This is a genomic window from Pseudoalteromonas sp. SG45-2, from assembly GCF_014164115.1.
Taxonomy (GTDB): Bacteria; Pseudomonadota; Gammaproteobacteria; order Enterobacterales; family Alteromonadaceae; genus Pseudoalteromonas; species Pseudoalteromonas distincta.
In genome coordinates this window covers 1-24,803 of record NZ_JACJEO010000020.1, presented here as the reverse complement: position 1 = coordinate 24,803, position 24,803 = coordinate 1, and the positions used below count along the sequence as shown (strand labels likewise).

The following is a 24,803-nucleotide window of genomic DNA, read 5'->3' as shown; positions in this document are numbered from 1 at the left end:
ATCATTTAGGCAATGCCGAAGGGACAAATATGATCAACCCAGCAAAACTTGAAGAAATTGCTAAGCAAATTACTAGCAATATGCCGCAAGGTGTAAAAAACCTAGCAGACACACTCGAAGGTAAAACAAAGCAAGTTCTACAAAACAAGCTTGCTGAGATGGACTTTGTGAGCCGTGAAGAATTTGATGTGCAAAGCCAAGTACTTATTCGTACTCGCGAAAAGTTAACCGAACTTGAAGCTAAAGTTTCATTGCTTGAGCAACAACTTAGCGCTAAAACTGACGCTGAATAATTATACCAATTGCATTAAATTAGTGTTCTATTATAGCGATAAGAAAATAGCTCAATAACAAGGCTAAAATTATGGTACGTAGTTGTGCTATATAAATAATTTTTAACGTAGTTAGTGAGTTATTTAATACACTAAGATGATCATTTTTTTAATAAGATTGGTATTAATTTTAATGTACAAAAAAGGCAGCTTAGGCTGCCTTTTGCATTTTACCAAGTTTATTCAAATAGCTCATCAAGTACATAATAAGACAACTTAGCCTGCTGAGCTAAACTCACACTCAGCATTTTTTGCGCAACTTGCTCGCCAGTTATTGGTTTGTAACGCTTTAAAAACGCAAATCGTGTAATAACAGGAAAAATAATACTGCCTATCTTTTCTGCCACTCTAAATTGCTCACGATCGCCTAATAATAAAGATGGTTGTAAAATACTTATTTTATCAAAAGGGAGTGCTTTAATATGTTGCTCAAGCTCTCCCTTCATTTTCAAATAAGCACTATTACTGTGCGTATTCGCCCCGCTTGATGACACTAAGCAATAATGCGTAACGCCATTACATGCCGCTAACTGCGCCGCTATAAACTGATAATCAAAATCAACTTTACGCTGAGCGTATATCGAGCCCGCTCGTTTACGGGTTGTGCCCAAACACGAAAACAATACATCACCTTTAAAAAGCTCAACATATTGAGTTAATTTTTCAAAATCAATAACGTGATTAACTAGCTTTGCATGTGTGACAGGCAGAGCTCGACGGCTTAACGTAACTACTTTTGTATAACGGTCGCTATTAAGTAACTTATGGAGCAACTCATTACCGACCAAGCCTGTAGCACCTATTAACACCGCCGTTTTAGTCATGGATTTATTTATTTTCACCCACTTTTTTAAATACGTGTTGCACTGCTTTTTTGTAGCTTTGCGTTTCTTCACTCGCGCACGTTACTACAGATTCTAAATCATGAAGATGGCCGTTTTCTAAACCATAAACCCAACCATGAACGCTTAGTTCTTGGCCTCGCTCCCAGGCATCTTGCACAATGTTAGTACGACACACATTACGTACTTGCTCAATTACATTTAGCTCAATAAGGCGGCTTAAGCGTTCGCTTTCTGGCATTGCGTCGAGTTGTTCAAGATGCTTTTCTTTTACATCTCCTACATGGCGTAGCCAATTATCAATAAAGCCAAATTTAGCATTGTTTAAAACGGCTTGTACGCCACCACAACCATAGTGACCTACTACCATTATATGTTTTACTTTTAAAACCTCTACAGCGTACTGCATAACCGATAAGCAGTTATGGTCAGTGTGTACAACCACGTTAGCAACGTTACGATGTACAAATAATTCGCCTGGTAATAAATCAACTATTTGATTTGCAGGTACACGAGAGTCTGAACAACCAATCCATAAATACTCTGGATTTTGTTGCATAGATAAAATTTTAAAAAACTCAGGGTCTGCTTCACTTGTACGAGCAGCCCAACGTTTGTTGTTATCGAATAAATTTTTTAACTTTCTCATTGCATCTCTTATTAAGTCGAGGACGGAAATTTAATGGACATTAGCAAGAATCAAAATATTACGAGGCGTTAACTGCTTTTTACAAAACGTTTTAACGCTTACTTGATAACCTTGCTGTTGCAAATATAAAGCACGATCGAGCACAAGCCAAACTTCAATTGCCCTTCTGAACACATGTCGAACCAGTTCAACTCGGTCAGTTATTTTTTTTCGAGCCACCCCAACCTCTAAATACTTAATATAATCAGTGTCTTGAGGTAATTTTAATGCCTTTTTATCTGCAGCCCATGCACAAAACGATTTAAACGAATCTGAGAATATAGCTTTGTTGACCGAAGGTACGCTTACGTAATATTGCTCGCCAGTGATCGACTTTCTTAGTGCATCAAAACCAAGTCGCCACTCAAGTTCTGTTTTACGTACTTTTTCCAGACGAGAAGGCGCTGTCACAGTTTCTTGTAATGCGAGCTTTAAATCACGATGCGTTAGATTAAGCTCACTTTTATTTGCATCCTCACTCATTGCACGGTACTCATTAGCCGTGAATAAATGGTAGCAACAAGGTGAAAAGCTAATTTGCTGTACTTTCGCTAAACTTGCTTGGCGCATAAATGCTTGGTGCAAACCACCACATGCGTGTAGCGCTACAGCATGCATATCTGTATTAAAAAATTGAGTGATATCGTCTTTTAATACATCGGCTTGGCTAAAGTGCATTGCTAAGCCTTGTTGCTGTGCACTTTTTTGTCCTTGCTCGCATAAGCTTTGTTGCAGTTCAATACTATGCACATTACTTGCGCCATTAAACGCAAGCATTCGACCTAAGTGCCCTTTACCCGCGCACCACTCTAAAACAGGTTGCTTGGTATTAGGTAGTGCAGATACAAAATCTTGTAACTGTGCAAACTTACGACCTTTAATGCCGTTACTTATCCAAAATGGATAATCAGCTCGAGAGTGGGCTGTGCTAGGTAACTCGCATAACTTTGCAAGTTCATCAAGTTGGTTTATGTGCTGGCTAAAAAATTGGTATAGCTGGTTTTGATCGTTATCAAGAACGCTTACCTGATCATCAGTTAGTTCGCTAAGTATGCCTTGTAGCTCTGGCCAAGGTATAGTGTCAAAATCAAATGCAGTGCACTGCCAATACTGACGATGATGTATTAAAAGAGAATCAAGTGCTAAAAATTGCTCAGCTAAAGTCATAACAGCTTAAAAAATAAAAAAGACAATTAATTATATCAGTTTCGTGAATTACCTAAGCAGTTAATTTTTACTAAAAATCAGCCGTAAATACAAAGGTATTGAAATAATACTTACCAAAATAGCTGCCATGAGCATCCACGATAACTGCATTTTTTCAGGCTCTTGATATTTATAAATAAAGTGAGATTTCACTTCGTCAAATTCGTTTTGCGGTATGCCATATAAGTCCGCAATTAAGCGCCACTTTGCTATCGACATATGCCCTAAACTGGTAGTGGGTGGGGTTATATAACTTTTTAGTACTTCAGCCTCAAAAGCGAGCTGATAAAAGCTTTTACCCGGTGCATAGTTTTGCTGGGTGACTGCAATGGCTTCATCCATGTTCATCATTGCATAACGCCACCCTTTTAGGCTCGCTTGGTAGAATTTTTCGACCGTTTGAGGATTTTTCTTAAGCATGTTTTCGCTGGTAAATAAAATGTCGCTATATACATCCATACCATAACGCTGTGGGCAAACAAGTCGATGAGCTACACCTTGTTGAGTCATATAATAAGGCTCTGTAGTAACATATACTTGCATAGCATCTAGCTTGTTTTCAATCCAAGCCTGGCCTGGATTTTCGCCATCGTAAACTTTGAGTTTATCCACATCAACGCCACTGCGTTTAAGCATAATAAGTAGTTCGGTACCATCATTTTTGCTTACCGCAGTGATACGTTTATTAACAAAGTCACGTGGATGAAAAATATCAGACGTGTCTTTAACCATCCAGCAGTAAGGTGAAAATTGCAATAAGGCAGCCATAGCAACAAGAGGTTGTCCATTAATACGTTGCTGTAAAATACCAGAGTGCCCTACTCCAAATTGTGCTTCGCCACTGGCGACAGGAGCAAAGGTATCAGGTTTCATTGGATTAGCTTGTTTAATGGTTACATCAAGGCCCGCTTCATTATAAAAGCCTTTTTGCTTTGCCATATAGTAGCCAGCAAACTGAAACTGATGTGTCCATTTTAGCTGTAATGTGACTGATTCTTGCGCCGCGATATGGCTACAAAAAAAGCACAATCCAATGATTAATCCTTTAAATAGCAACTAGGTGTCCTCAAAAAGTATGACGATTACCTGTAACTATATGTAAAACGTGTAATAAAGCAAGCACCCTAGTTAGGTGCCTGCCTATAAAGTAGGATTATACTGAGGCGAGTTTTTCGGCTTTTTCTGCTTGGGGCTTTGATGTTAAGAATTGGCTAAAGCACGGATTTTGTGTTTCATCTTGTACACTGTAACCTAAACGATTTAAGTGCTCGTTAAACATCTCATACTGACTCGGCTCAATAGCAAAACCTGCCAGTACATTCCCCATCGAACCACCGTGATTACGATAATGAAATAAGGTAATGTTCCAATTACTACCTAAAGTATCTAAAAAGCGTGCAAGCGCACCTGGATACTCTGGAAATTCAAAGCGAAGTAAGCGCTCATGTAATTGCTCGGGTGCTTTTCCGCCAACCATGTAGCGCACATGTAATTTAGCGAGTTCGTTATCCGACAGATCGCAAAATTGGTAGTCATTATTTGTTAAGTCTTGCTTTAGCTCATTAAGCTCTTGCTCGCCTTGGCGCAGGGCAATACCTACAAATATTTGTGCTTCACCAGGTCCTGCATAACGGTAGTTAAACTCAGTAATAGCACGGCCACCTAAAGAAGCACAAAACTGTTTAAAGCTGCCTTTTTCTTCTTTAATAGTAACCGCTAATAACGCTTCGTTTTTTTCACCCAGCGCAGTGCGCTCTGCAACATAACGCAGGCGATCAAAGTTTAAATTAGCACCGGATAAAACAGCCGCTAAATGTAACCCTTTTAAACCCGACTGCTGGCTCCACTTTTTAAGCCCTGCCGTTGCAAGTGCACCTGAAGGCTCTGCTATTGCACGGGTAGATACAAAAATATCCTGCATGGCAGCACATATTTCGTCGCTGGTGACGGTTATAACTTCATCACAAAACTTTTGCGCTAAGCGAAATGTTTCAGTGCCAATAATTTTAACCGCTACGCCATCAGCAAAACTACCAACGCGTTCAAGCTCTACCGGTTTGCCTGCTTTAAGTGCCGCTTGTAAACATGCACTTTCGTCGGCTTCTACACCAATTACTTTTATATCTGGACGCAGCGATTTAATATAAACCGCCATCCCAGCAAGTAAACCGCCGCCGCCAACAGGAATAAACACCGCATCGAGCTCGTTTAATTGCTGCATAAGCTCACGTGCTACAGTACCTTGACCAACAATGACGTCTGGGTCATCAAATGGTGGAACAAATATACCGTTTCGTTGCTCTGTAAGCTCAAGCGCATGTGCTTTTGCGGCATCAAAATGATGTCCATGTAGCACAACTTCACCGCCAAGCGCACGTACCGCACTGACTTTTATTTCAGGCGTTGTTACTGGCATTACAATTGTAGCTTGATGCCCTAAGTGAGAAGCACTTAGTGCAACCCCTTGAGCGTGATTACCCGCTGAAGCAGTTATAACCACTGAGCCTTTAGGTAATTTATTTAATTTGTTATACGCACCGCGTAATTTAAATGAATACACGGGCTGTTGGTCTTCACGCTTTAACCAAACATGGTTACCTAATTTAGCACCGAGCTCAGCCATTTCGCTGACCTCGGTAACTTTAGCCAAAGGCTCCATGTTTGCTTGAATAATAGCGCGAAAATAATCGAGCTCTTGAGAGACCATAATTAACTAAGCGCCTCCAATTTAGCTAAGTCACGCACTGCGCCTTTATCAGCACTTGTTGCAAGTAATGCATAAGCCTTTAAAGCAGACGATACATAGCGCTCACGATCAACTGGTTTGTACGCCAGTTTTCCGCGTGCTAATTGTTTTTGTTTACGTGCTTCAAGCTCTTCATCACTTAACGCTAATGTGATTTCACGTGTTGCGATATCAATAATGATTTTGTCGCCATTTTCAACATAAGCAATTGCACCACCACTTGCCGCCTCTGGCGACACATGACCAATTGATAAACCCGAAGTACCACCCGAAAAGCGACCATCAGTAATAAGTGCACATTTTTCAGCTAGGCCTTTTGATTTTAAGTAGCTAGTTGGGTATAGCATTTCTTGCATACCAGGGCCTCCTCTAGGGCCTTCGTAACGAATAACCACGATATCACCGGCTTTTACTTCATCGTTTAAAATACCTTCTACAGAATCATCTTGTGACTCGTACACGACTGCAGTACCTTCAAAATGTAGCATTTCATCAACAACGCCAGCGCTTTTAACAATACAGCCATCAACAGCTAAATTACCCGAAAGTACAGCTAAGCCACCATCTTGACGAAAAGCATGTTCGACACTTCGGATACACCCATTAACACGGTCATTATCGCCCTCGTCCCAACGACACTCTTGGCTCATTGCTTTAGTGGTACGAATGCCCGCAGGGCCAGCACGGTAAAATTTGCGCGCTGCTTCGTTAGTAGGATCTGTTGCATCCCATTTTTTAACGAGCTCAGCCATAGTTGACCCTGCAACATGATTAACTGACATATCAACTAAGCCTGCTTTGCCAAGTTCACGTACGATTGCCATCATGCCGCCTGCGCGGTGCACATCTTCAATGTGATATTCAGGTGTAGCTGGTGCAACTTTACATAAAAATGGTGTTTTACGAGAGAGCGCATCAATGTGCGACATATCAAAATCAACGCCCGCTTCTTGCGCTGCAGCAAGTAAATGCAATACCGTATTTGACGAGCCACCCATTGCAATATCAACAACCATTGCATTCATAAAGGCTGTTTTGTTAGCAATAGCACGTGGCAATACATCTTGATTATCTTTTTGATAATACTCACGACATAAATCAACAATACGAGCCCCCGCTTCAACATAAAGTTGTTTACGGTCTTTATGAGTCGCAAGCGTCGTACCGTTACCTGGCAATGCTAAACCAATCGCTTCTAGCAGACAGTTCATTGAGTTTGCAGTAAACATGCCTGAACACGAGCCACATGTTGGACACGCAGAGCGCTCTACTTGCTCTGAATCTGCATCACTTACCGATTCATCAGCGCCTTTAACCATGGCATCTACTAAATCAAGTTTAATATCGATGTTAGCAAGCTTAGTTTTACCTGCTTCCATTGGGCCGCCTGATACAAATATTACCGGAATATTTAAGCGTAGTGCTGCAAGCATCATTCCTGGAGTAATTTTGTCGCAGTTTGAAATACAAATCATCGCATCAGCACAATGACCATTTACCATATACTCAACTGAGTCAGCAATTAAGTCGCGTGAAGGCAGCGAATAAAGCATGCCGCCGTGACCCATTGCAATACCATCATCAATCGCAATAGTATTAAATTCTTTAGGGACGCCACCGGCTTGTGTAATGGTTTCAGCCATAAGTTCACTTAACTGATTAAGGTGAACATGCCCTGGTACAAATTGTGTAAACGAGTTAACTACGGCAATAATCGGCTTACCAAAATCGGTGTCGGTCATACCTGTTGCGCGCCATAATGCACGAGCGCCTGCGCGTTTACGCCCTTCAGTTGTTGTTGCACTTCTTAATTTAGCCATAGTTACCTCAGTTTTTGCCGCAAAATAAGCGGGCATTCCTCATTCTAAAATTGGTGAGTAACCGAGTGATTCAGTTACTCGTAAATTGTTTTTCAGTTCGTAATTACACAGCCTGTTGTTGCTGTAAATTTTGTAAAGTGACTTCTTTGACATCCACCAGCTTATTTAACTGGCTGGTTAAAAGGTGAATTGGTTTATCACTATCTACCGTCATGTCTACATTATAAAAACCATCGTCCATATTGAGCTGAAAATGCGTAAGGTCAAAACCACGATGACGCACCACTCGTAAAAAGCGCTCTACCGCTATACTTTGGCTTTTTAATGCAATAGTTAGGCTGTGTTTCATTTTGCTTTCTCCGTCATCATTTCGTCGTTAGCAGCCCCAGGTGGTACAAGTGGCCAAACATTTTCTTTATCATCAATACAGGCATGTACTATGTACGGCCCTTTACTATTAACTAATGCAGTTATCGCATCATCAACTTGGTTAGCGTGAGTTATTGTTTGCCCAGGAATACCAAATACAGCGGCTAATTGCACAAAGTCTGGGTTATCCGACAGGTTAGTTTCAGAATAACGCCCTTCAAAAAATAGTTCCTGCCATTGGCGAACCATCCCTAAACGTTGGTTATCTAAAATTAATATTTTTACAGGTAAATTGTTACGACGAATAGTGGCCAGCTCTTGAATATTCATCATTATAGAACCATCGCCCGATACAGTGATAACAAAGTCATCAGGGCGTGCTACTTGTGCACCAATAGCCGCAGGTAGACCAAAGCCCATTGTCCCTGCACCACCACTGCTTAAATGATTACTCGGATGAGTAAACTTCATGTGTTGTGCTACCCACATTTGGTGCTGACCTACATCGCAGCACACAACCCCTGTTTTTGGCATGCGTTGGCTTAGTTGGTTTAATAAGTACGGTGCAAAAACCTTCTCACCTGGGTAGTCGTAACGCCACGCATGCTTAATATTCATTTCTTTATTTGTGTCACACCAAGCTTTAGGTGTTACAAAGCACTCAAGTGCGGGTAACGACGTTTTTAAATCGGCAATTAATGAAGCCTTAGCAGGTTTTCGCTTACCAACTTCAGCAGCATCTATATCTAAATGGATTACTTTAGCTTTAGCTGCAAATTTAGCTAAGTTGCCTGTTACGCGGTCATCAAAGCGTGCCCCTATACATACAAGTACATCACATTCTTGCACTGCGATATTAGCAGCTTGACCACCATGCATACCCAACATACCTAAGTAATGTTCGTAATCTGGTAATACACTGCCTAGCGCTTTAAGTGTTGATACAGCTGGCATCTGAGTTTTATTTAAAAATTGCATTAGTTCGTCTTGCGCATCAGCGGCTTGTACACCACCACCTACATACGCTACAGGCTGTTTAGCCTCACTCAACAATTGATTAGCAATAGCAACTTGCTTTAAATCTAACTCTGGTAAGTATTCATCAGCTGCTAGCCAAGGTTTAAAAGGGACTTGAGCCATTTGAATATCTTTTGGGATATCGACAAGTACAGGACCTGGGCGGCCGCTTTGCGCTAAATGAATTGCTTCTTGTAATATCTCTGCTAAGTCTTCAGCTCGTTCTACCATGTAGCTGTGCTTAGTACACGAAAGCGACATACCTAGTACATCTATTTCTTGAAACGCATCTGAACCAATCGCTGCAGTAGGCACTTGGCCGGTGATCGCCAATAATGGCACTGAGTCCATCATCGCATCAGCAAGAGCGGTTATTAAATTAGTTGCACCTGGGCCAGATGTTGCAAAACATACGCCTAATTTACGTGTGCTGCGAGCATAACCAACTGCTGCAAACCCTGCACCTTGCTCATGGCGAGTTAGGTAGTGTTTGACTGGCGCGCCATACAGCGCATCGTAAATTGGCATAATAGCTCCGCCTGGGTAGCCAAATACTTCATTTACGCCGTGTTTGGCCAATAAGTCGATTGTTAGTTCTGCGCCTGTCATTAATAAACCCTCATTCCTCAGTGACAACCCAATTACAAATTTTACCCTTAAAACTAAAAAGCCCTCCGAACGGTTAAGTGCGGAGGGCTTTTTTAATGCTTAAGTTTTTAAAGCACTACGAAGCCCTCGCGGGAATAATCACCACGATAATAATCAGGACTAGGTTAAGTGCGTTTGCAAGCATGTAATTAATACCAAATTTTGTTCAATTATCGCGAAGGTTATTCCTTCGCTCTCTTTTTATATTAGTACCGCGCTAGGCCCTTTAAGTCAACACCAAAGTTAATCTAACAAAAAGACTAAAAGGCAATTTATCAGGTTTTAAAATTCATTATACAAGCTGGTAGTGGTTTTTTTATGCTCTAATTTTAATCTCAGAAATTCACTATTCTTATATCCCTTATTTAAGGTTTGATTAATTTTTGAGAATATTTTTATAAATAAAATTATTTATCTCCTTCAGGTAATGCGTAGGTTCTCTTAAGCGACTCTTAAGTGTTGTTGCATAGCATGGCGTTGTTATTTTAAACGAGCCTAAATATGAACATAACTAGCCAAACACCAGCACAAAAAAAGCCAAATCGTAGTAAGCGGTTTTACATTCACTGTAGTGCAAATGCCTTTGTAGTGATGATTGCCTGTTATTACTGTTTAGTTATAAACATTCCTTTTATTCAAGGTTCGTTTAGCGCCATCACCTCCCTTGCATCTTTTTCATGGCTATTTTTACTTTCAGTGCCACTGCTTTTGTTATGCCTTTTAATTATTTTCTTTTCAATAGTGTCGGTCAGGTGGTTACTAAAACCAATTAACTACCTTTTACTGATAATTTCGAGTGCCGTACTTTACGGCTCATTAAATTACGGCGTCGTGTTTGACTATTCAATGATTCAAAACACGTTCGAAACTGATTCAAGCGAAGCGCTGAGCTATTTAAATCCGCAGCTCATAGGCTTTCTACTACTGTTTTGTGCGCTACCTGTTTTTATATTAAGCAAAGTAAAAATACACTTTACCCGTCCTCACCAAGAAGCGATTAGTCGTATAAAACTTATTGTAGCGTGCTGCTCATTAATTGCTTTAGTGGTCGTAAACTTTTACGCCGACTACGCAGCCACTGGCCGCAATAACCGCATTTTGAAAAAAGAACTCATCCCATTTCAGTATCTCTCTAGCGGTTATAAATATATGCGCGATCAGCTGCTGTATACCAATATGGAATTTAAAAATATAGATACAACACCCACTCTCATTACGCCTAACACCACCAGCGTAACTGTTATGGTTGTTGGCGAAACCGCACGAGCAGAAAACTTTGCTTATCAAGGTTATAAGCGCAACACCAACCCTTATACACAAAAGCATAATGTGACGTATTTTAATAATGTGGCGTCTTGTGGCACCGCTACTGCAGTGTCTGTGCCGTGTATGTTTTCACTGCAAACACAAGATAACTTTGATCGATTAGCAGCCGACAACCAACAAAACCTGGTTGACTTAGCACAACAAGCTGGCAGCGACGTACTGTGGGTTGATAACAACAGCGGCTGTAAAAACGTATGCACCCGTGTTGTTAACATTGATATCCCAACCACCCCATCAGCGCTTTGCGATGGAAAATATTGTTTTGATGAAGCACTGCTTGCTCCACTTAAGCGCAAACTCGCTAATTTAAACCAAGCTAATACCGTTATCGTCCTACACATGATGGGCTCACACGGACCAACCTACTTTAAACGCTACCCAGAAAAATTTAAGCAATTTACGCCCACGTGCGACAGAAGCGACATTCAAAACTGCTCACTCGATGAATTAGTTAATACCTACGACAACACAATTGCGTACAGCGACTTTGTTAACGCCCAGGTAATTGAGCAATTAAAAGCGCTGCCAAACAACATAGATAAGCAGTTTTTATATGTCTCTGATCATGGTGAATCACTTGGCGAAGCCGGTGCTTATTTACATGGTTTTCCGTATAGCTTTGCACCTAGCACACAAACGCACGTTCCTCTTTATATGTGGGCTGATGAGCATAATCAGCGCATTACTAATACCTGTTTAGCTAATTTAGACACCCGCGCTGCACGCTCACACAACAATATTTTTCACACCCTTTTAAATTTAATTGGCATTAAAAGCAAAACGTATCAGGCATCACTTGATTTACTTGCTAACTGCCAAACAACACCAAGCGAAATAAAACTATGAGTAATAAAACCGTTATAAAACGCCAAGGCTTAATGCGCCTTATTTTTACCTTAAGCCATTCTTTTAACGGCTTAAAATGGATGAGTCGATTTGAAGCGGCGTTTCAACAAGAGCTAGCACTGTTTTCATTACTCGGTGTGTTTGTGTGGCTACAAGAAATTGCACTAAGGGATAAATTACTGCTTATAGCTAGCCTGCTTTTTGTATTGTTTGCTGAGCTGGTAAATACGGCAGTAGAGGTTGTAGTTGATAGAATTGGCAGTGAATACCATGAGCTTTCGGGGCTAGCTAAAGATATAGCCTCTGCAAGCGTGTTTATAGCTATGCTAATTGCCGCTCTTATTTGGTGGGCTGTGTTATGGGCATAAAGCTAACTTTTATACCTAAAATACAAAATGCACTTGGCCCTGTATGGATTTTTGTTGTATTTGCTGTTTTGGCACTTAGCTTTTTAACACTTGCTCGCTTTGGATTAAGTGTATGGCAAGGGGAGCGTGTATTTGGATTGCATGCGTGGTTATCTATATTTATAGGTGGTTTAAGAGTTGATATAGCCACTCTAAGCTACATTATTATGCCCGCATTACTACTTACTTTACTGATGCAAAGCGTAGGTTGGCAAAATAAAGTACGCGGCCTCATTAAAATTTATTTAGTGACGATGTCTGCTTTACTTGTTTTTTTTGAAGTGATTACGCCTACGTTTATAAACGAGTACGATTTACGCCCAAACCGCTTATTTATAGAATATTTAATTTATCCTAAAGAAGTCACAAAAATGATTTTTTCAGGCTATAAGGTAGAAGTATTTATTGCTGTTATAGCACTTATTTTAAGCTGTAAATTTGCAAGTAAAATATTTAGCAATCAATGGCAAAGCAAGTCATCACTAACAGGTTTAAATCAATCAATTTTAGCGCTTGTTTTAGTATGCTTAACTATTTTTGGCGCCCGCAACTCATTAGGACACAGACCACTTAACCCCGCCATGGTCTCGTTTTCTACCGATCATTTACTTAACGACTTAACCCTTAACTCACTTTATAGCGTCGCGTTTGCAGTTAAGCAACTTTCTAATGAGCAATCGAGCCAAGACTATTACGGTAAAATGCCCACCGATGAATTACTTAGTATTGTGCGTAGTAACATGCAAAATACGCAAGGCACATTTAGTGATGTAACCGCCCCTACAAAAACGTTTCATGGCGCAAGTAATACAGGTAAACCCAAAAATTTAGTCATTATTTTACAAGAAAGTTTAGGTGCTCGTTATGTAGGCACACTTGGCGGTTTACCGCTTACACCTAATATAGACGCCCTTTATAAACAAGGCTGGGGGTTTGATAATTTATACGCCACGGGTACACGTTCAGTACGTGGAATTGAGGCTGTAATTACAGGGTTTACACCAACGCCTTCGCGTGCAGTTGTTAAGCTTGATAAATCACAACGTGACTTTTTTACCATTGCTGATTTTTTAGCGAAGCAAAATTACAACACGCAGTTCATTTATGGTGGCGAAAGCCATTTTGATAACATGCGCAGCTTCTTTTTAGGCAACGGTTTTAAAAGTATCGTAGATACAAATAACTTTAAAAAAATAGACTTTAATGGCTCGTGGGGCGCATCAGACGAAGACTTGTACGACCAGGCCGACATAGAACTTACTAAGCTTAAAAATCAAAACAAACCCTTTTTTAGCCTTATATTTTCAAGCTCTAATCATAGCCCGTATGACTTTCCTGACGATAAAATAACGCTGTACGATAAACAAAAACAAACCCGTAATAATGCTGCCAAGTATGCCGATTACGCACTAGGCACCTTTATCGAAAAAGCTAAAAAATCGAGCTACTGGGATGATACTGTATTTATAGTTATTGCCGATCACGACTCGCGCGTATCGGGTTCAAATTTAGTACCGGTTGATCACTTTAAAATTCCGGCCGTTATTTTTGGAAAAGGTATTACCCATAAACGAGATAGCCAACTAGCCAGTCAGCTCGATATTCCTGTTACTCTACTGTCTTTAATTGGCGCAAGTGGTAAGCACCCAATGATAGGTCATGATTTATCAAAGCCAATTAGCGACAACAAACAACGCGCAATGATGCAATACGACAAAAACTTTGCCTACATGCACGATAATAAAGTGGTGGTGTTACAACCACAAAAACCAGCAACCACCTATACGTATAGCAATAACCAGCTTGTACCACGTGAAAACGATGAGCAACTAGTTAAAAAAGCCCTAGCCCACGCGAACTTGGGTAATTTAGCCTACACAAATGGTTGGTATCATTAACCAAGTGACTTGATAATAAAGCCTTGTTAAAGTAACAAGGCTATTTTTATAAACCGAGTAAACATGAAAATCCTCGTTATTGAAGACTCTGAAGCACTAAGACGCAGCTTGCAAGTTGGCCTTAGCAACCTTGGTTTTACCGTAGATGAAACTGGTGATGGCTCAGAAGGGTTGAGTATGGCACTGAGTGGAAACTACGACCTCCTCGTACTTGATTTAATGCTACCAAGTGTTGATGGCATGAGTATTTTACAAGCACTGCGCAGCAGTAATAGCCAAAGCCGTGTGCTAATTTTATCGGCACGAAGTGAGCCTCAAGATAAAATTAGCGGCCTTATGAAAGGCGCTGACGATTATTTAACTAAGCCATTTTCGTTTGAAGAACTCCATGCTCGTGTCCTTGCATTACTTCGTCGCGGTTCACTGCAAAACCAACAAAATACCCTAACCGTAGGTGATTGCGTATTAGATCTCTCCCTTAAAACTCTTCATTACGAGCAACATGCCATTGAGCTCACGCGCAATGAATACAAAATAATAGAATGCTTATTTAACGCCCCAGAGCGAGTATTAGGGCTCGAGCTTATAAGTGAAGCGGTGGTAGGTCAGTTTGATATGCTCTCTAAAAATGCGCTTGAAGCACACATCTCAACCATACGTAAAAAAGTAAGACAGTTTGATGGCGAGCTCCCGATAAAAAATAAACGTGGATTTGGTTATGTCGCAACAACAAAATAAAAATCACTCAATAAAACGTAAACTCGTTAATAATATTAGCGCTGTGATCTCAGTTATTTTATTCACCATATTTTTAACCGTTGATTTAAGTGTTGATACTTGGGTGGAAGATCAGTTCAATCAGTCTTTAACTAATAAAGCTAACTACTTAAAAACCTTAGTTGAAGATGACAACAACGTGGTTGAATTTGATTTTGCTGGTGAGTTTATGTCGGAGTATGAAGCTGCAGATGCCACGGAGTTTTACCAGTTATGGCATGGCAGTGATGTTTTTGAGCGCTCGGACTCATTAGCGCTTTATGAAAATGCTAACCTGCCTTTTTTAGAAATGCCGATAAATGAATCTAAAATTATAGATTACGAGCTTCCTAACGGGCGTGATGGCCGCGCACTTATAAGTCACTTTGTAGCCCAAAAAGATGATAGAAACCCCACTCACTCTGCTGTTTTTAATACCATGACGCTTGCAATCGCAGCGCCCACCTCCGAACTTAATAAAGTACTGATTATTATTGATGTGGTTTTTATTTTAACCTGTGTACTTGGTGTGTTTGGTGTGCGCTATTTAGTGACACGTATTGTAAATAAAGGCCTGCACCCACTACACAACTTAAACGATCAAATTAAGTTACTCGATATTACCGGTGTTGCGCAAACAATAGAAAGCGACTTTAAAGTGGAAGAAATAGAACCTATACGTAACGAGCTAAATAAGTTTATTACCGTTAATCAGCAACTCTATAGTAATGAAAAACGCCTAACAAGCGACATTGCACACGAGCTTAAAACCCCTATAGCTGAACTCATAAGCCTTTCAGAAGTGGCTATTCGCTACCCTGACGATAAACGTATTAGCGACACCTATACCAGTGATGTACTTAATATTTCACAGCGCATGAAAACAATTGTTAGTAACCTATTACTGTTGCAGCGCTCAAGTAGCAGTGCAATGCAATTAAATGCACAAAATATCATGCTAAATAACTTAGTAAATCAAATTATTGATGAGCTGACCTTTAAGCATCCAAGTATCAAAACGCGTTTAAATAACGAAATAAGTGGCGAACTTACGCTTAATGTTGACGAATTTAGTTTAAATACCATTTTGTGTAACTTAATCGATAACGCACTATTTTATGGACTCCCTGAGGCGCCAATTAAATTAACTGCCGTAAATAACAGCACAAACATGACCATCTCTGTTAGTAACAAAGTAAATAAACCACTAAGTGGTGAACAGCTAATTGCTATTTTTGACCCGCTCTATCAGCTAGATTCATCTAGAACTAATAATCAGCGCCATGGTTTAGGATTATCAATTGTACAGAGCTTATGTAACTTAAATGGCTTTACTATTAAGGCCAGTAATACCGAAAACAATACGCTAACGTTTATATTAACGTTACCTCTGAAGTAAATTTAGGTTAGTATTTACACTACTAACCTTCGAGATTTTAAGGACAAACCATGAATGCTCTTACCCGTATTAGCCACTTTTTTATTGTGGCATTACTTATAACATTTAGCCTTAACAGCTATGCAGCTCCCGCCTTATATAAAATAGAAAAAAATGGCGTCAGCTCTTACTTATTTGGCACTGTACACGTTGGTGATGCCAGCATGAAAGGCTTACCTAAAAATGTAACCGATGCAATTAGCGCAAGCAAAGAAGTCATTGTTGAAGTTGATATAAGCAAACTTACCCCCCTTGAAATGCAGCAACGCTCAATGCCACTTATGATGCTAAACGATGGAAAAACACTGCAAACTGAGCTTTCAAAGCAAAATTATACCAAGCTAAAAAATTACTTTGCTAAAAAGTCGATTGATATTGCTATGTTTAATGGCTTAAAGCCTTGGGCTGTTATGGTGACTATGATGCAAATTGAATTTCAAAATGCAGGATATTCAGATAAAACCGGCATAGACAAGCAAGTGCTTAGTTATGCTAAAGAGCATAATATTAAAATTGGCGAGCTTGAAACCCTAGAACAACAACTACAAATGTTTGATGGTATGGCGCTATTAAGTAATGAAATGATTGAAGAAACTTTTGAGCAACTAGCCGATATTAATACTTACTTTATCAAGTTAGTTAATGCCTGGAAAAGCGGTGACATGGATACACTAACCGATTACTACAACATGAGTTTTGATGACAGTAATTACGGTGAAATTAGCGAGCAAGTAATGCTAACTAACCGCAATAATAATTGGGTTAAACAACTCACACCGCGTTTAGCAAACGAGCAGCTATTTATTGCTGTAGGCGCTCTGCATTTACCTGAAAAACACGGGTTACTTAAACAACTTCGAGATAAAGGCTTTAGCGTTACTCGTCTTTAAAATAAAAATGACCCCAATAGAGCTTACGTAAACAAACTCGCTAAGTAAGCTCATAATGTTTAGGTAAATTATGAAACGTTTTCAATTTGAGATTTTATTTTTTCTCACGATGCTTTTTATCAATGGAATATATTACTACCAAGAGGGGTATTTTAAACCAAGTGGTGGGTTAATCCTTGCCTCTATTTTTATTGCGATTGAAATTGTTATTTACTTAATAGAAAGCATTAATAAAAAATATAAAAAACGAACTAACAACTAAAGTCTTCCATTTTTAAGTAATTCTCTATTCCTTTAATTTTGTCTGCCGCATGATGATTTACATAAATCACAGTACTTGTATTAGCAGCACAAACTTTCTCTATTAGTAGCAGTACACGTTGCCTGTTTGCTTCATCCAAGCCTAAGCAAGGCTCATCTAAAACAAGTAACGTTGGATGTTTTACCATAGCTCGCACAATTAAAAGCATACGTTGATCGCCGTACGAAAGCTGGGTGAATGAGGTATTTTGTTTATCACTTAAACCAATAAATGCCAGCCACTGTTGAGCAATATTAATTTGTGCGTCGCTCGGTTTTTGATATAAACCTATGCTGTCGTAAAATCCTGAAATAACAGTATTTAAAGCCGATATACTTACGCGGTAATCCATATGTAGCGCGTTAGATATAAAACCAATATGCTGTTTTATATCCCAAATACTCTCCCCGGTTCCGCGTTTAAAACCGAACACTTCAATGTCATTGCTATAACACTGTGGGTTATCACCTGTTATTAAATTTAATAGGCATGTTTTGCCTGAACCGTTCGCTCCACTAAGCTGCCAATGCTGATGCTTTTTTATAGTCCAATTGAGATTTTTGAATATGCTTACATCACTGTAACTAACTTTAGCATTACTCAATTTAACTAAGGTATTACCGGTGAATGCCTTTTGCTCTTGTTCAGTATCCGGAGATGGCACATCCAATGAGGTATGTTCTAAATGAAGTAGTTTTAGTAAATCACTCAATTGCTCACTGTCTGGCTTTGCCAAAGTATGTAACAAGCAACCTTGGTTTACATAGCCATAGTGAGTAATGAATGAAGGGATTTCGTCTAGGCGGTTTAGTACAAAAACAAAAGTAATAATTTGGCTAAGTTCTATGAGTATTTTATTAAGCTGCTGGCAAGATTGTACGTCGAGTCCATGAAATGGCTCATCAAGCACGACTAACTCACTATGGGAGCTGAGTCCTTTTATAAGTAGGAGTTTACGAGTTTCACCCGTTGAAAGGTCTCTAAAATGCCTATTTAGTAATGAGCTAAATTTAAATAACTCTATTAGCTGCGCTAATAATTCATCATTATTACTATGCCCTGTAAAAATAAGGTCTTTAACGAGAGTGTGCTTTTCATGCTCTAATTCTTGAGCTAGTAACTGTTTATGTGAATCTGAAGACACGAGCATAAGCTTATTAATACAACTTATACGCTTACCACTTTCGCACTTAGCCTCACCGATTAACGCAGCTGTCAGAGCAGATTTACCAGCTCCATTAGCACCTAAAAGTAACCAATGTTCTCCTAGGTTTACTTGCCAATCTAGGTTGCATATATCGTAACGGCTTTTACCTTGCCCTTGTAAGTAACCATTAAATTGCTCAAGCGTAATTGACTGCACTAACTTTTCCTAATAAACCTTAAAACAGCAAGTTAACGTATATTAAAAGTGCTTAGCAAGCTTGTTATCCGCAAAATTAATTTATTTCACTAACAACGCTAATACTATTTAATGCGTCTTTAATTGCTTGCTGGCTTATTGGCTTATGAATATGGAGGTTAGCTCCGTATTCATAAACTCGCTCTATATCATTTTGTGAGGTATTTGCTGTTATAACAATAATTGGCATTACTTTATTAAGATCGGAACGTATTTTTTTAATAGCCTCAAACCCATCCATTACAGGCATATTTAGGTCCATAAAAACAATATCGTACTGATTTTCACTCACCATATCACACGCGACTTTACCATTTTCTGCGCAATCATAGCTTAAACCTAATAAACTAAGTATGCGGGTTAATAACATAGTGTTTAATGGGTTATCTTCAACGACTAAACACGTTAGCTTGTCGTTTACTTTAAGAGGTGTTGGGAGGGCTTTACTTATAGTCACTGGTAAATACAAAGACACCAAAGCACCATGAGTTTTATTATTTGTAAAAGTAATTTCACCATGCAGTGCTTTTACAACGTATTGAACCCGGGTTAGGCCAGTTCTTAACCCTTGAAAGTGATTGGTTTGTTTAAATGAGTCAAATTCAAGACTGGTAATCTTCTTCGAAAAACCACTGCCAGTGTCACTCACCGTTAAATGAAATTCATCATTTAAAAGCTTAGCTGAAACAGTAATTTCACCTTTTTGTGTAAACTTAATAGCGTTACTAATTAATTCTGTAAGTGTGTGCTGCAAACGTTGATGATCCAGTTTACATACACAATTTAACGATTCATCTAAACGACTAACTAGTTTTAGGCCTTTTTGCTTACACGCATGCTTGTAAGCTATTACTACTTTATTACACGACTCTAAAAGGTTTTCATCATTTAAATGCGGTACCCATTTACCTGCACTTAAAGCCTGCAAGTCTTGTAATTCATCTAATATGGCTATTAACCTAAGCGCGCAATAGTTAGCTTGGGTTTTAACGCTTTGCTGTTTATCAGAAACCTCTAGCTCCTCAATAGACGTAATAAGTCCCTGCAAAGGTGTTCTAAATTCGTGACTAGCTCTGGCAATAAAATGTTCTTTATTTTGACTTGTTTGATAAACAAAATCTTTTTGTTTTTGTAGCTCTAAAAGCGTGTCTGAAACCTCTTTTTCCATTGGTATAAAAACAAATCTTAACTCAATAAGTAATAATGTCATTGCCAATAACCAGCATAGTATCTCTAGGTTGGCGACCCAATTTACTTTTTTAACAGCTTGAGATTCAAATAAGCTCACTGCCTTATCAAGCTTTGTTAATAACGTTTCAACATGCTTAATAGAAAATACTGAGTGGTTTATCTCTCCTTGCTGATACAAAAGCCGCTCTGTTTGTTCTATATAGTCAAATACCGCTTTATCTAACCCTATCGTTTCACCAAAATATAAGTCTACTAACGCTGGATTTAAGTAAATGTATTCGTCATCAGAGTTTTTAGTTAATAATATTTGATGGGACTTTTTAAATGTATTAAGGGACTTCTCAAGTGACTCAGTATGAGCGGGCGAGTAATTACTGATGTTAATCATAGCATTACTGTGCCAAGCAATTTTCTGTGAGAGCATACGCTGGCTACCAGCGATGTTAATAATTTTTGCATCAAACTTTTGAACAGAAAAACTATGCTGCATTAATAAAGCAGAGCCACTTATTAATAGCGCTATTGCAATTAGTGCCCATCGGTAACGTGTTCTCACGCTTTTAATAATATTGAACATGTATAAACCAGTTTTTTTATATAAGTGTAGACTAATTTTTTTAAAACGAAGAATCAGTCAAAATAATTAAGCGAATTATTAATACCCAATAAAAAAGCCCAGCATCAAGCTGGGCCATAGTAGTAAAATTATATTAGCGATTCTCTAATCGATTATAATCGAACATTCCATATTCTATCCCACGATACTTTTTAGCTGTATCGTGCAATATATCGCTGTATTGCCAAAACTGTGGATGAGTACGTCGAATACCAAACTTAGATTTCAAAGCACCATAATCGGCTTCTATTTGCATCATAGGCAATTGCTCGGCAAAAGCATTTACTTGCTGCTCGTTATTTAAATACCAAATAGCTGCTGGGTAATCACCGATAAAGCCAGGAACAATAGTCGCGGTATCTTCATCATAAGCACGTTGGCCATCTTCGTTTAATAAACTAGATATATTGTAGTGCGCATTATGATGAATAATAGTGTAGCCCTTATGACTATTATCTTTTTGCTTTACAAGTACAAAAGAAAGCTGGGGTAACAAGTTTACCGCTTTTGCTGGCATATTACTTACTACATTTAACGGCTTTGGTACTTCAGTGTAGTTGTATCTTTCACTTAAAACTGGCGCTAAGGCTTCTTTCATCAAAGTATATAGCTCATGCTGTGGATCATCAGTTTTATAGTTAATACCACTTGGCTGACTAAATTCTCGGTTATTTTTAAAGAACTTAGATAAGTCAGGTGGTGAATTACGATACCACTGCTTTTTAATTTGATTACGTTTAGCCTCAGGTAACAATGCTAAAAAGTTTTGCTCTCCCTCTAAACGTAAAAAATCCATATATAGGCGTGTCACTAATTGATGGCCTATATTTCCGTACACATCAAAGCCTGCTACAAGCAAATAGTGAATACGCTCAAACAAAGCATAATCTAATATCCAGGTGGTTTTAGGCTCTTGACCAATAAAACCTTTAACTACAGTTGCACTATCAAAATGGCGGAAAATAGTTAGTGCCGCATTTTTATTATGCTCATCACCTTTCCAAAGTAAGTCTGTTGTAAGGTGCTCACCACCTTTGAACATTTTGTTAGCAAGCTCAACTTTCGCCTGTAAATACTTTTTCTCGCGAACTGAATATTTAACCCAGCTAGAAATGGGTAAGGCATTACTTTCCTCAGCGGCAGGAAGTTCTAATGCCTCTTCATGTTGCATTAGCATTTCCCCTACAGCCGGAGTCGCTACTTTATTAGGATCAGCAAAAGCCACCCAAAAATGATCGTTTATAACATTTAAAGCAATCTGACCACGACAAACAGGCCCTTTTATAAAGCCCATAATAATTAACTCTGCCTCATCAAGCATAAATTGATACTTAGAATTAATTGGAATAACTTCGAAAGTTTTAAAAGGGTTAGATGCTGCCTTAGCCTCATAACTCGGCATTTGCGTAACCGTATAATCTGGCGCAATAAATTGCTCATATAAACGCAGTAATTTAGCTTCATTAAGCTCAAGAGGTAAATGTGTTTTAGAAAGTATGGTTGTACGCTCTTGCATAAAACGATAATAAACACGGCTAACTTTAGGGTCATCGTATGGGCGACGCGTGTTAATTAACTTTATTTCCTCACCAGGAGGCGTACTTGAGCGAACTAGTTTGAAAAAGCTTTGTGGGTTTTCTGAAGTAAAATAAATATGTGCTAAAAACCAATGCTCATAAATATACCGTGCTGATAACTGATACTTTAAGCTATCTTGATTTAAAAATGCTTCCCAGCCCGCTATTTTATTCTGATCATATTTACTTGGTGGCTGAATATGTGACATTTTACCACCACCTTTAAGCCAGTTCTGTAAGTGATTAAACTCTTCACGCGAAACACCAGGTAAACCATAAGGCATGCCGCCATGAGGTTGATCACTTGCCAATCGATCGAACTCACCCATTGTTGCGCAGGTTTGCGAACGCGCTAACGAAAAGTCAAACTCATCACCTAACACTTCATTTACTGGCAATTCATGGCTTTGCTTTAACACTAAGCTATTAAATAACACACTGCCCGCTAAGTTAGCTTCTTCACTTTGCACGCGCTCATTTAGCACTGGCGTAAAGTTTTTCTCTCGCCATTGCTGAGTATTAGTTGCATCAAATAATAAACGGCTTGGGGTTGTTGCCAATAAACGAGTTCCATCGTAAACGAGCTCTTTACTCAAACCTCGGTCAATACCTTCAGGGGATGAGAGCTTCAGTTGACATGGTGCATCGTAACAACCATGACAAACTACGCAGCGGGTATCGAGTACAGGTTTTACATTTTGTAAAAAATCAGCACCAGCACCTGTTGTATGAGGCACCATTCTCTCTTGTGTTTGTTCAGGTCCAAAAAGATCATCGTAGTGAGCATTTCCCAAATATGCACAACCACTTAAAATAATGAGTACTATCGTACTTATTAGTATTTTTCTCATTCGTCGTCCTCATCACCTAAATCAAAGGTGGGCATCATATCCATTTGAGGAGAAACGAATGTATTCTGACCTTCAGTATTCAAAACAATACTTAAAAGAGGGCCATGCGTTAATGTTATCTGCGCATCGTGCTCTTGATCTAATATAGCTAAGTACAGAGGATTAGTTATAAGCAACTCATAACCGCTAACAGTAATAGCGACACTGCTATCTTCACTTGGGTTCTGGCAAATTTGAGCAAGTAACTCATCATCAAGTCCAATTGATATTTCAAAATCAGGCTGCTCTAAGTCTCTATTACTTAATGATTCATCTAATAGAAATAAAGGGAGGGTTAAATTACTATCTTGTTCAAATTCCATTGCGTTCTCTGCACTTTCTGACGATTTAATTGACGAGTATTATATCAAACTAGCGAGCAAATTAACGCTAAAGCTAATTTAACTGTGTTTAAACGTCATCCATAACAGATTCGATCACCGAAAATACAGCACCTTGAGGGTCGCATATAACACTAAAACGACCAACATCGGGGATATCTGTTGCAGGAACACATACTTGTCCACCTAAGCTAGCGGCTTTACTAACAATTACATCGCAACTCTCTACTGCAAAATAAATCATCCAATGAGCAGGGGTATCATCAGGCCATTCACTTGTCATTTCAAGCATACCGGCAATTGGTTGTCCATCGACTAAAAATAAAATGTAGTCCATCCCTTCCATAGGCTTTATTTCGCTTTCCCAGCCTAGTAAAGCACAGTAAAAGTCTCGACTTACTTTACTATCTCTTGTTGCTAACTCATGCCAATAAGGCGTATTTAATTCACCTAAGTGCTTACAACCTTTATGCTCATTCCCCTGCCATAGTGCAACAGTTGCGCCTACTGGATCTTTTAGCATCAACATTCGTCCTGCATTCATAACATCATGAGGACCGGCAATAACCTCAGCACCTAGTTCTTTTGCTTTTAGCGCACAATCATCAATATTATCGACGGCAATGTAAGCCAACCAATGACTTGGGATACCTGCACTAATTTGCTCTTTAGGCATTTCGTACATTGCAGCGATATCATCACCTTGCTTTTGTAGCATGGTGTAGTATATGTTCTCTCCAATAGGTTGATCGTCATGCCCCCAATCAAATAATGATGTATAAAACGCCTTACCGTCTTTCCAATTGTGCGTACAAAGCTCTGACCAACAAAAAACACCATGCGGGTGGTTTTCAACTTTACTCATGATTAAGCCCTTATTATTCTAATTTTACCTAAACGAACTCTGTCACATTTTATAAACTACATAATTGAACAGATCATAAATTGAGATTAGAGCAATAACTAAGCGGAGTCGATAAAAGAAGGACAAAAATTCGTTATCCAGTTGTTTCATATTTGAGGTTTTTAACGCAGTTAGGGTCAGATTTAATCCCTCAAATGGATTAAATATTATTGCTGATTGATACAAATTATTCGCCAAGAAGCGCTTCGCTTAGAGGAATACCTAAATCACTTTTCTGCAGACGTAAAAAAGCCCGACTATTTCTAGTCGGGCTCTCTACAATTTGAAGCCTGGTAATGTCCTACTTTCACATAGCAAATGCTACACTATCATCGGCGCTGTTTCGTTTCAC

The 24,803-nt window shown here is 39.1% G+C and carries 21 protein-coding genes; 8 read left to right on the top strand and 13 right to left on the bottom strand.

Annotation, left to right across the window (positions count from 1 at the left end):
- Window positions 1-29 precede the first annotated feature (29 nt).
- The gene (gene ubiK, locus H5116_RS14795) at window positions 30-293 is read left to right on the top strand and encodes a ubiquinone biosynthesis accessory factor UbiK (RefSeq protein WP_002959905.1); all 264 of its coding nucleotides are present in this window, start codon (window positions 30-32) and stop codon (window positions 291-293) included.
- A 218-nt stretch (window positions 294-511) separates the two neighbouring features.
- On the opposite strand, the gene H5116_RS14790 is transcribed toward ubiK, so the two are convergent.
- The 8 genes from H5116_RS14790 to ilvG all read right to left on the bottom strand — a co-directional run bounded on the left by H5116_RS14790 (window position 512) and on the right by ilvG (window position 9,629).
- The gene (locus H5116_RS14790; RefSeq protein ID WP_182716521.1) at window positions 512-1,156 is read right to left on the bottom strand and encodes an NAD(P)H-binding protein; all 645 of its coding nucleotides are present in this window, start codon (window positions 1,154-1,156) and stop codon (window positions 512-514) included.
- Between the two features lie 4 nt (window positions 1,157-1,160).
- Window positions 1,161-1,823, bottom strand: coding sequence for a carbonate dehydratase (gene can, locus H5116_RS14785; RefSeq protein ID WP_002959903.1), 663 nt, complete (start codon window positions 1,821-1,823; stop codon window positions 1,161-1,163).
- 30 nt (window positions 1,824-1,853) lie between these two features.
- Complete coding sequence (locus H5116_RS14780; RefSeq protein ID WP_182716520.1) at window positions 1,854-3,029, bottom strand: methyltransferase; 1,176 nt, start codon at window positions 3,027-3,029, stop codon at window positions 1,854-1,856.
- 60 nt (window positions 3,030-3,089) lie between these two features.
- A complete protein-coding gene (locus tag H5116_RS14775; protein WP_182696389.1) occupies window positions 3,090-4,124 on the bottom strand; it encodes an ABC transporter substrate-binding protein in 1,035 nt (344 codons plus the stop codon).
- A gap of 97 nt (window positions 4,125-4,221) precedes the next feature.
- A complete protein-coding gene (gene ilvA / locus H5116_RS14770; protein WP_039485942.1) occupies window positions 4,222-5,775 on the bottom strand; it encodes a threonine ammonia-lyase, biosynthetic in 1,554 nt (517 codons plus the stop codon).
- Window positions 5,776-5,777: 2 nt separating this feature from the next.
- On the bottom strand, window positions 5,778-7,634 hold the full coding sequence (ilvD, locus tag H5116_RS14765) for a dihydroxy-acid dehydratase (RefSeq protein WP_024596945.1): 1,857 nt from the start codon (window positions 7,632-7,634) through the stop codon (window positions 5,778-5,780).
- Window positions 7,635-7,737: 103 nt separating this feature from the next.
- Window positions 7,738-7,983, bottom strand: a complete 246-nt coding sequence (gene ilvM, locus H5116_RS14760) for an acetolactate synthase 2 small subunit (protein WP_002959893.1) — start codon at window positions 7,981-7,983, stop codon at window positions 7,738-7,740.
- The gene (gene ilvG, locus H5116_RS14755; RefSeq protein ID WP_002959891.1) at window positions 7,980-9,629 is read right to left on the bottom strand and encodes an acetolactate synthase 2 catalytic subunit; all 1,650 of its coding nucleotides are present in this window, start codon (window positions 9,627-9,629) and stop codon (window positions 7,980-7,982) included. Before ilvG ends, ilvM begins: the two co-directional genes overlap by 4 nt.
- Before the next feature lie 540 nt (window positions 9,630-10,169).
- On the opposite strand from ilvG, the gene H5116_RS14750 reads away from it, so the two are divergent.
- From H5116_RS14750 to H5116_RS14720, 7 genes are all read left to right on the top strand, one after another.
- Complete coding sequence (locus tag H5116_RS14750) at window positions 10,170-11,840, top strand: phosphoethanolamine transferase (protein ID WP_182716519.1); 1,671 nt, start codon at window positions 10,170-10,172, stop codon at window positions 11,838-11,840.
- The gene (locus H5116_RS14745) at window positions 11,837-12,208 is read left to right on the top strand and encodes a diacylglycerol kinase (protein WP_007582120.1); all 372 of its coding nucleotides are present in this window, start codon (window positions 11,837-11,839) and stop codon (window positions 12,206-12,208) included. Before H5116_RS14750 ends, H5116_RS14745 begins: the two co-directional genes overlap by 4 nt.
- Window positions 12,199-14,145 carry an LTA synthase family protein gene (locus H5116_RS14740; protein ID WP_182712165.1) on the top strand — a complete coding sequence of 649 codons (1,947 nt, stop codon included), beginning with the start codon at window positions 12,199-12,201 and terminating at the stop codon, window positions 14,143-14,145. The genes H5116_RS14745 and H5116_RS14740 overlap by 10 nt, the downstream gene beginning before the upstream one ends.
- A gap of 63 nt (window positions 14,146-14,208) precedes the next feature.
- A complete protein-coding gene (locus tag H5116_RS14735; protein ID WP_182712166.1) occupies window positions 14,209-14,883 on the top strand; it encodes a response regulator transcription factor in 675 nt (224 codons plus the stop codon).
- The gene (locus H5116_RS14730; RefSeq protein ID WP_182716518.1) at window positions 14,864-16,300 is read left to right on the top strand and encodes a sensor histidine kinase KdpD; all 1,437 of its coding nucleotides are present in this window, start codon (window positions 14,864-14,866) and stop codon (window positions 16,298-16,300) included. Before H5116_RS14735 ends, H5116_RS14730 begins: the two co-directional genes overlap by 20 nt.
- Before the next feature lie 50 nt (window positions 16,301-16,350).
- On the top strand, window positions 16,351-17,229 hold the full coding sequence (locus H5116_RS14725; RefSeq protein ID WP_182716517.1) for a TraB/GumN family protein: 879 nt from the start codon (window positions 16,351-16,353) through the stop codon (window positions 17,227-17,229).
- Between the two features lie 70 nt (window positions 17,230-17,299).
- The gene (locus tag H5116_RS14720) at window positions 17,300-17,491 is read left to right on the top strand and encodes a hypothetical protein (RefSeq protein ID WP_182716516.1); all 192 of its coding nucleotides are present in this window, start codon (window positions 17,300-17,302) and stop codon (window positions 17,489-17,491) included.
- Here the strand turns inward: H5116_RS14720 and H5116_RS14715 are convergent.
- From H5116_RS14715 to H5116_RS14695, 5 genes are all read right to left on the bottom strand, one after another.
- A complete protein-coding gene (locus tag H5116_RS14715; protein ID WP_182716515.1) occupies window positions 17,481-18,893 on the bottom strand; it encodes an ATP-binding cassette domain-containing protein in 1,413 nt (470 codons plus the stop codon). The two genes, H5116_RS14720 and H5116_RS14715, sit on opposite strands and share 11 nt — an antisense overlap.
- A 76-nt stretch (window positions 18,894-18,969) precedes the next feature.
- Complete coding sequence (locus H5116_RS14710) at window positions 18,970-20,700, bottom strand: response regulator (protein WP_182716514.1); 1,731 nt, start codon at window positions 20,698-20,700, stop codon at window positions 18,970-18,972.
- A gap of 133 nt (window positions 20,701-20,833) precedes the next feature.
- Window positions 20,834-23,167 carry a fatty acid cis/trans isomerase gene (locus H5116_RS14705; RefSeq protein WP_182716513.1) on the bottom strand — a complete coding sequence of 778 codons (2,334 nt, stop codon included), beginning with the start codon at window positions 23,165-23,167 and terminating at the stop codon, window positions 20,834-20,836.
- Window positions 23,164-23,529, bottom strand: a complete 366-nt coding sequence (locus tag H5116_RS14700; RefSeq protein ID WP_002959878.1) for a hypothetical protein — start codon at window positions 23,527-23,529, stop codon at window positions 23,164-23,166. The genes H5116_RS14705 and H5116_RS14700 overlap by 4 nt, the downstream gene beginning before the upstream one ends.
- An 88-nt stretch (window positions 23,530-23,617) precedes the next feature.
- Window positions 23,618-24,412 (bottom strand): VOC family protein, encoded by a 795-nt coding sequence (locus tag H5116_RS14695; protein WP_096792329.1) that lies wholly within the window; start codon window positions 24,410-24,412, stop codon window positions 23,618-23,620.
- Between the last annotated feature and the right edge of the window lie 391 nt (window positions 24,413-24,803).

What these genes read in the sequence shown, in the direction of transcription:
- H5116_RS14700 (WP_002959878.1), bottom strand. Translation starts at nt 23,529, where the DNA reads ATGGAATTTGAACAAGATAGTAATTTAACCCTCCCTTTATTTCTATTA.
- H5116_RS14730 (WP_182716518.1), top strand. Translation starts at nt 14,864, where the DNA reads ATGTCGCAACAACAAAATAAAAATCACTCAATAAAACGTAAACTCGTT.
- H5116_RS14745 (WP_007582120.1), top strand. Translation starts at nt 11,837, where the DNA reads ATGAGTAATAAAACCGTTATAAAACGCCAAGGCTTAATGCGCCTTATT.
- H5116_RS14710 (WP_182716514.1), bottom strand. Translation starts at nt 20,700, where the DNA reads ATGTTCAATATTATTAAAAGCGTGAGAACACGTTACCGATGGGCACTA.
- H5116_RS14720 (WP_182716516.1), top strand. Translation starts at nt 17,300, where the DNA reads ATGAAACGTTTTCAATTTGAGATTTTATTTTTTCTCACGATGCTTTTT.
- H5116_RS14750 (WP_182716519.1), top strand. Translation starts at nt 10,170, where the DNA reads ATGAACATAACTAGCCAAACACCAGCACAAAAAAAGCCAAATCGTAGT.
- H5116_RS14705 (WP_182716513.1), bottom strand. Translation starts at nt 23,167, where the DNA reads ATGAGAAAAATACTAATAAGTACGATAGTACTCATTATTTTAAGTGGT.
- ilvG (WP_002959891.1), bottom strand. Translation starts at nt 9,629, where the DNA reads ATGACAGGCGCAGAACTAACAATCGACTTATTGGCCAAACACGGCGTA.
- H5116_RS14725 (WP_182716517.1), top strand. Translation starts at nt 16,351, where the DNA reads ATGAATGCTCTTACCCGTATTAGCCACTTTTTTATTGTGGCATTACTT.
- H5116_RS14790 (WP_182716521.1), bottom strand. Translation starts at nt 1,156, where the DNA reads ATGACTAAAACGGCGGTGTTAATAGGTGCTACAGGCTTGGTCGGTAAT.
- ilvD (WP_024596945.1), bottom strand. Translation starts at nt 7,634, where the DNA reads ATGGCTAAATTAAGAAGTGCAACAACAACTGAAGGGCGTAAACGCGCA.
- H5116_RS14780 (WP_182716520.1), bottom strand. Translation starts at nt 3,029, where the DNA reads ATGACTTTAGCTGAGCAATTTTTAGCACTTGATTCTCTTTTAATACAT.
- ilvA (WP_039485942.1), bottom strand. Translation starts at nt 5,775, where the DNA reads ATGGTCTCTCAAGAGCTCGATTATTTTCGCGCTATTATTCAAGCAAAC.
- can (WP_002959903.1), bottom strand. Translation starts at nt 1,823, where the DNA reads ATGAGAAAGTTAAAAAATTTATTCGATAACAACAAACGTTGGGCTGCT.
- H5116_RS14740 (WP_182712165.1), top strand. Translation starts at nt 12,199, where the DNA reads ATGGGCATAAAGCTAACTTTTATACCTAAAATACAAAATGCACTTGGC.
- H5116_RS14735 (WP_182712166.1), top strand. Translation starts at nt 14,209, where the DNA reads ATGAAAATCCTCGTTATTGAAGACTCTGAAGCACTAAGACGCAGCTTG.
- H5116_RS14695 (WP_096792329.1), bottom strand. Translation starts at nt 24,412, where the DNA reads ATGAGTAAAGTTGAAAACCACCCGCATGGTGTTTTTTGTTGGTCAGAG.
- ubiK (WP_002959905.1), top strand. Translation starts at nt 30, where the DNA reads ATGATCAACCCAGCAAAACTTGAAGAAATTGCTAAGCAAATTACTAGC.
- ilvM (WP_002959893.1), bottom strand. Translation starts at nt 7,983, where the DNA reads ATGAAACACAGCCTAACTATTGCATTAAAAAGCCAAAGTATAGCGGTA.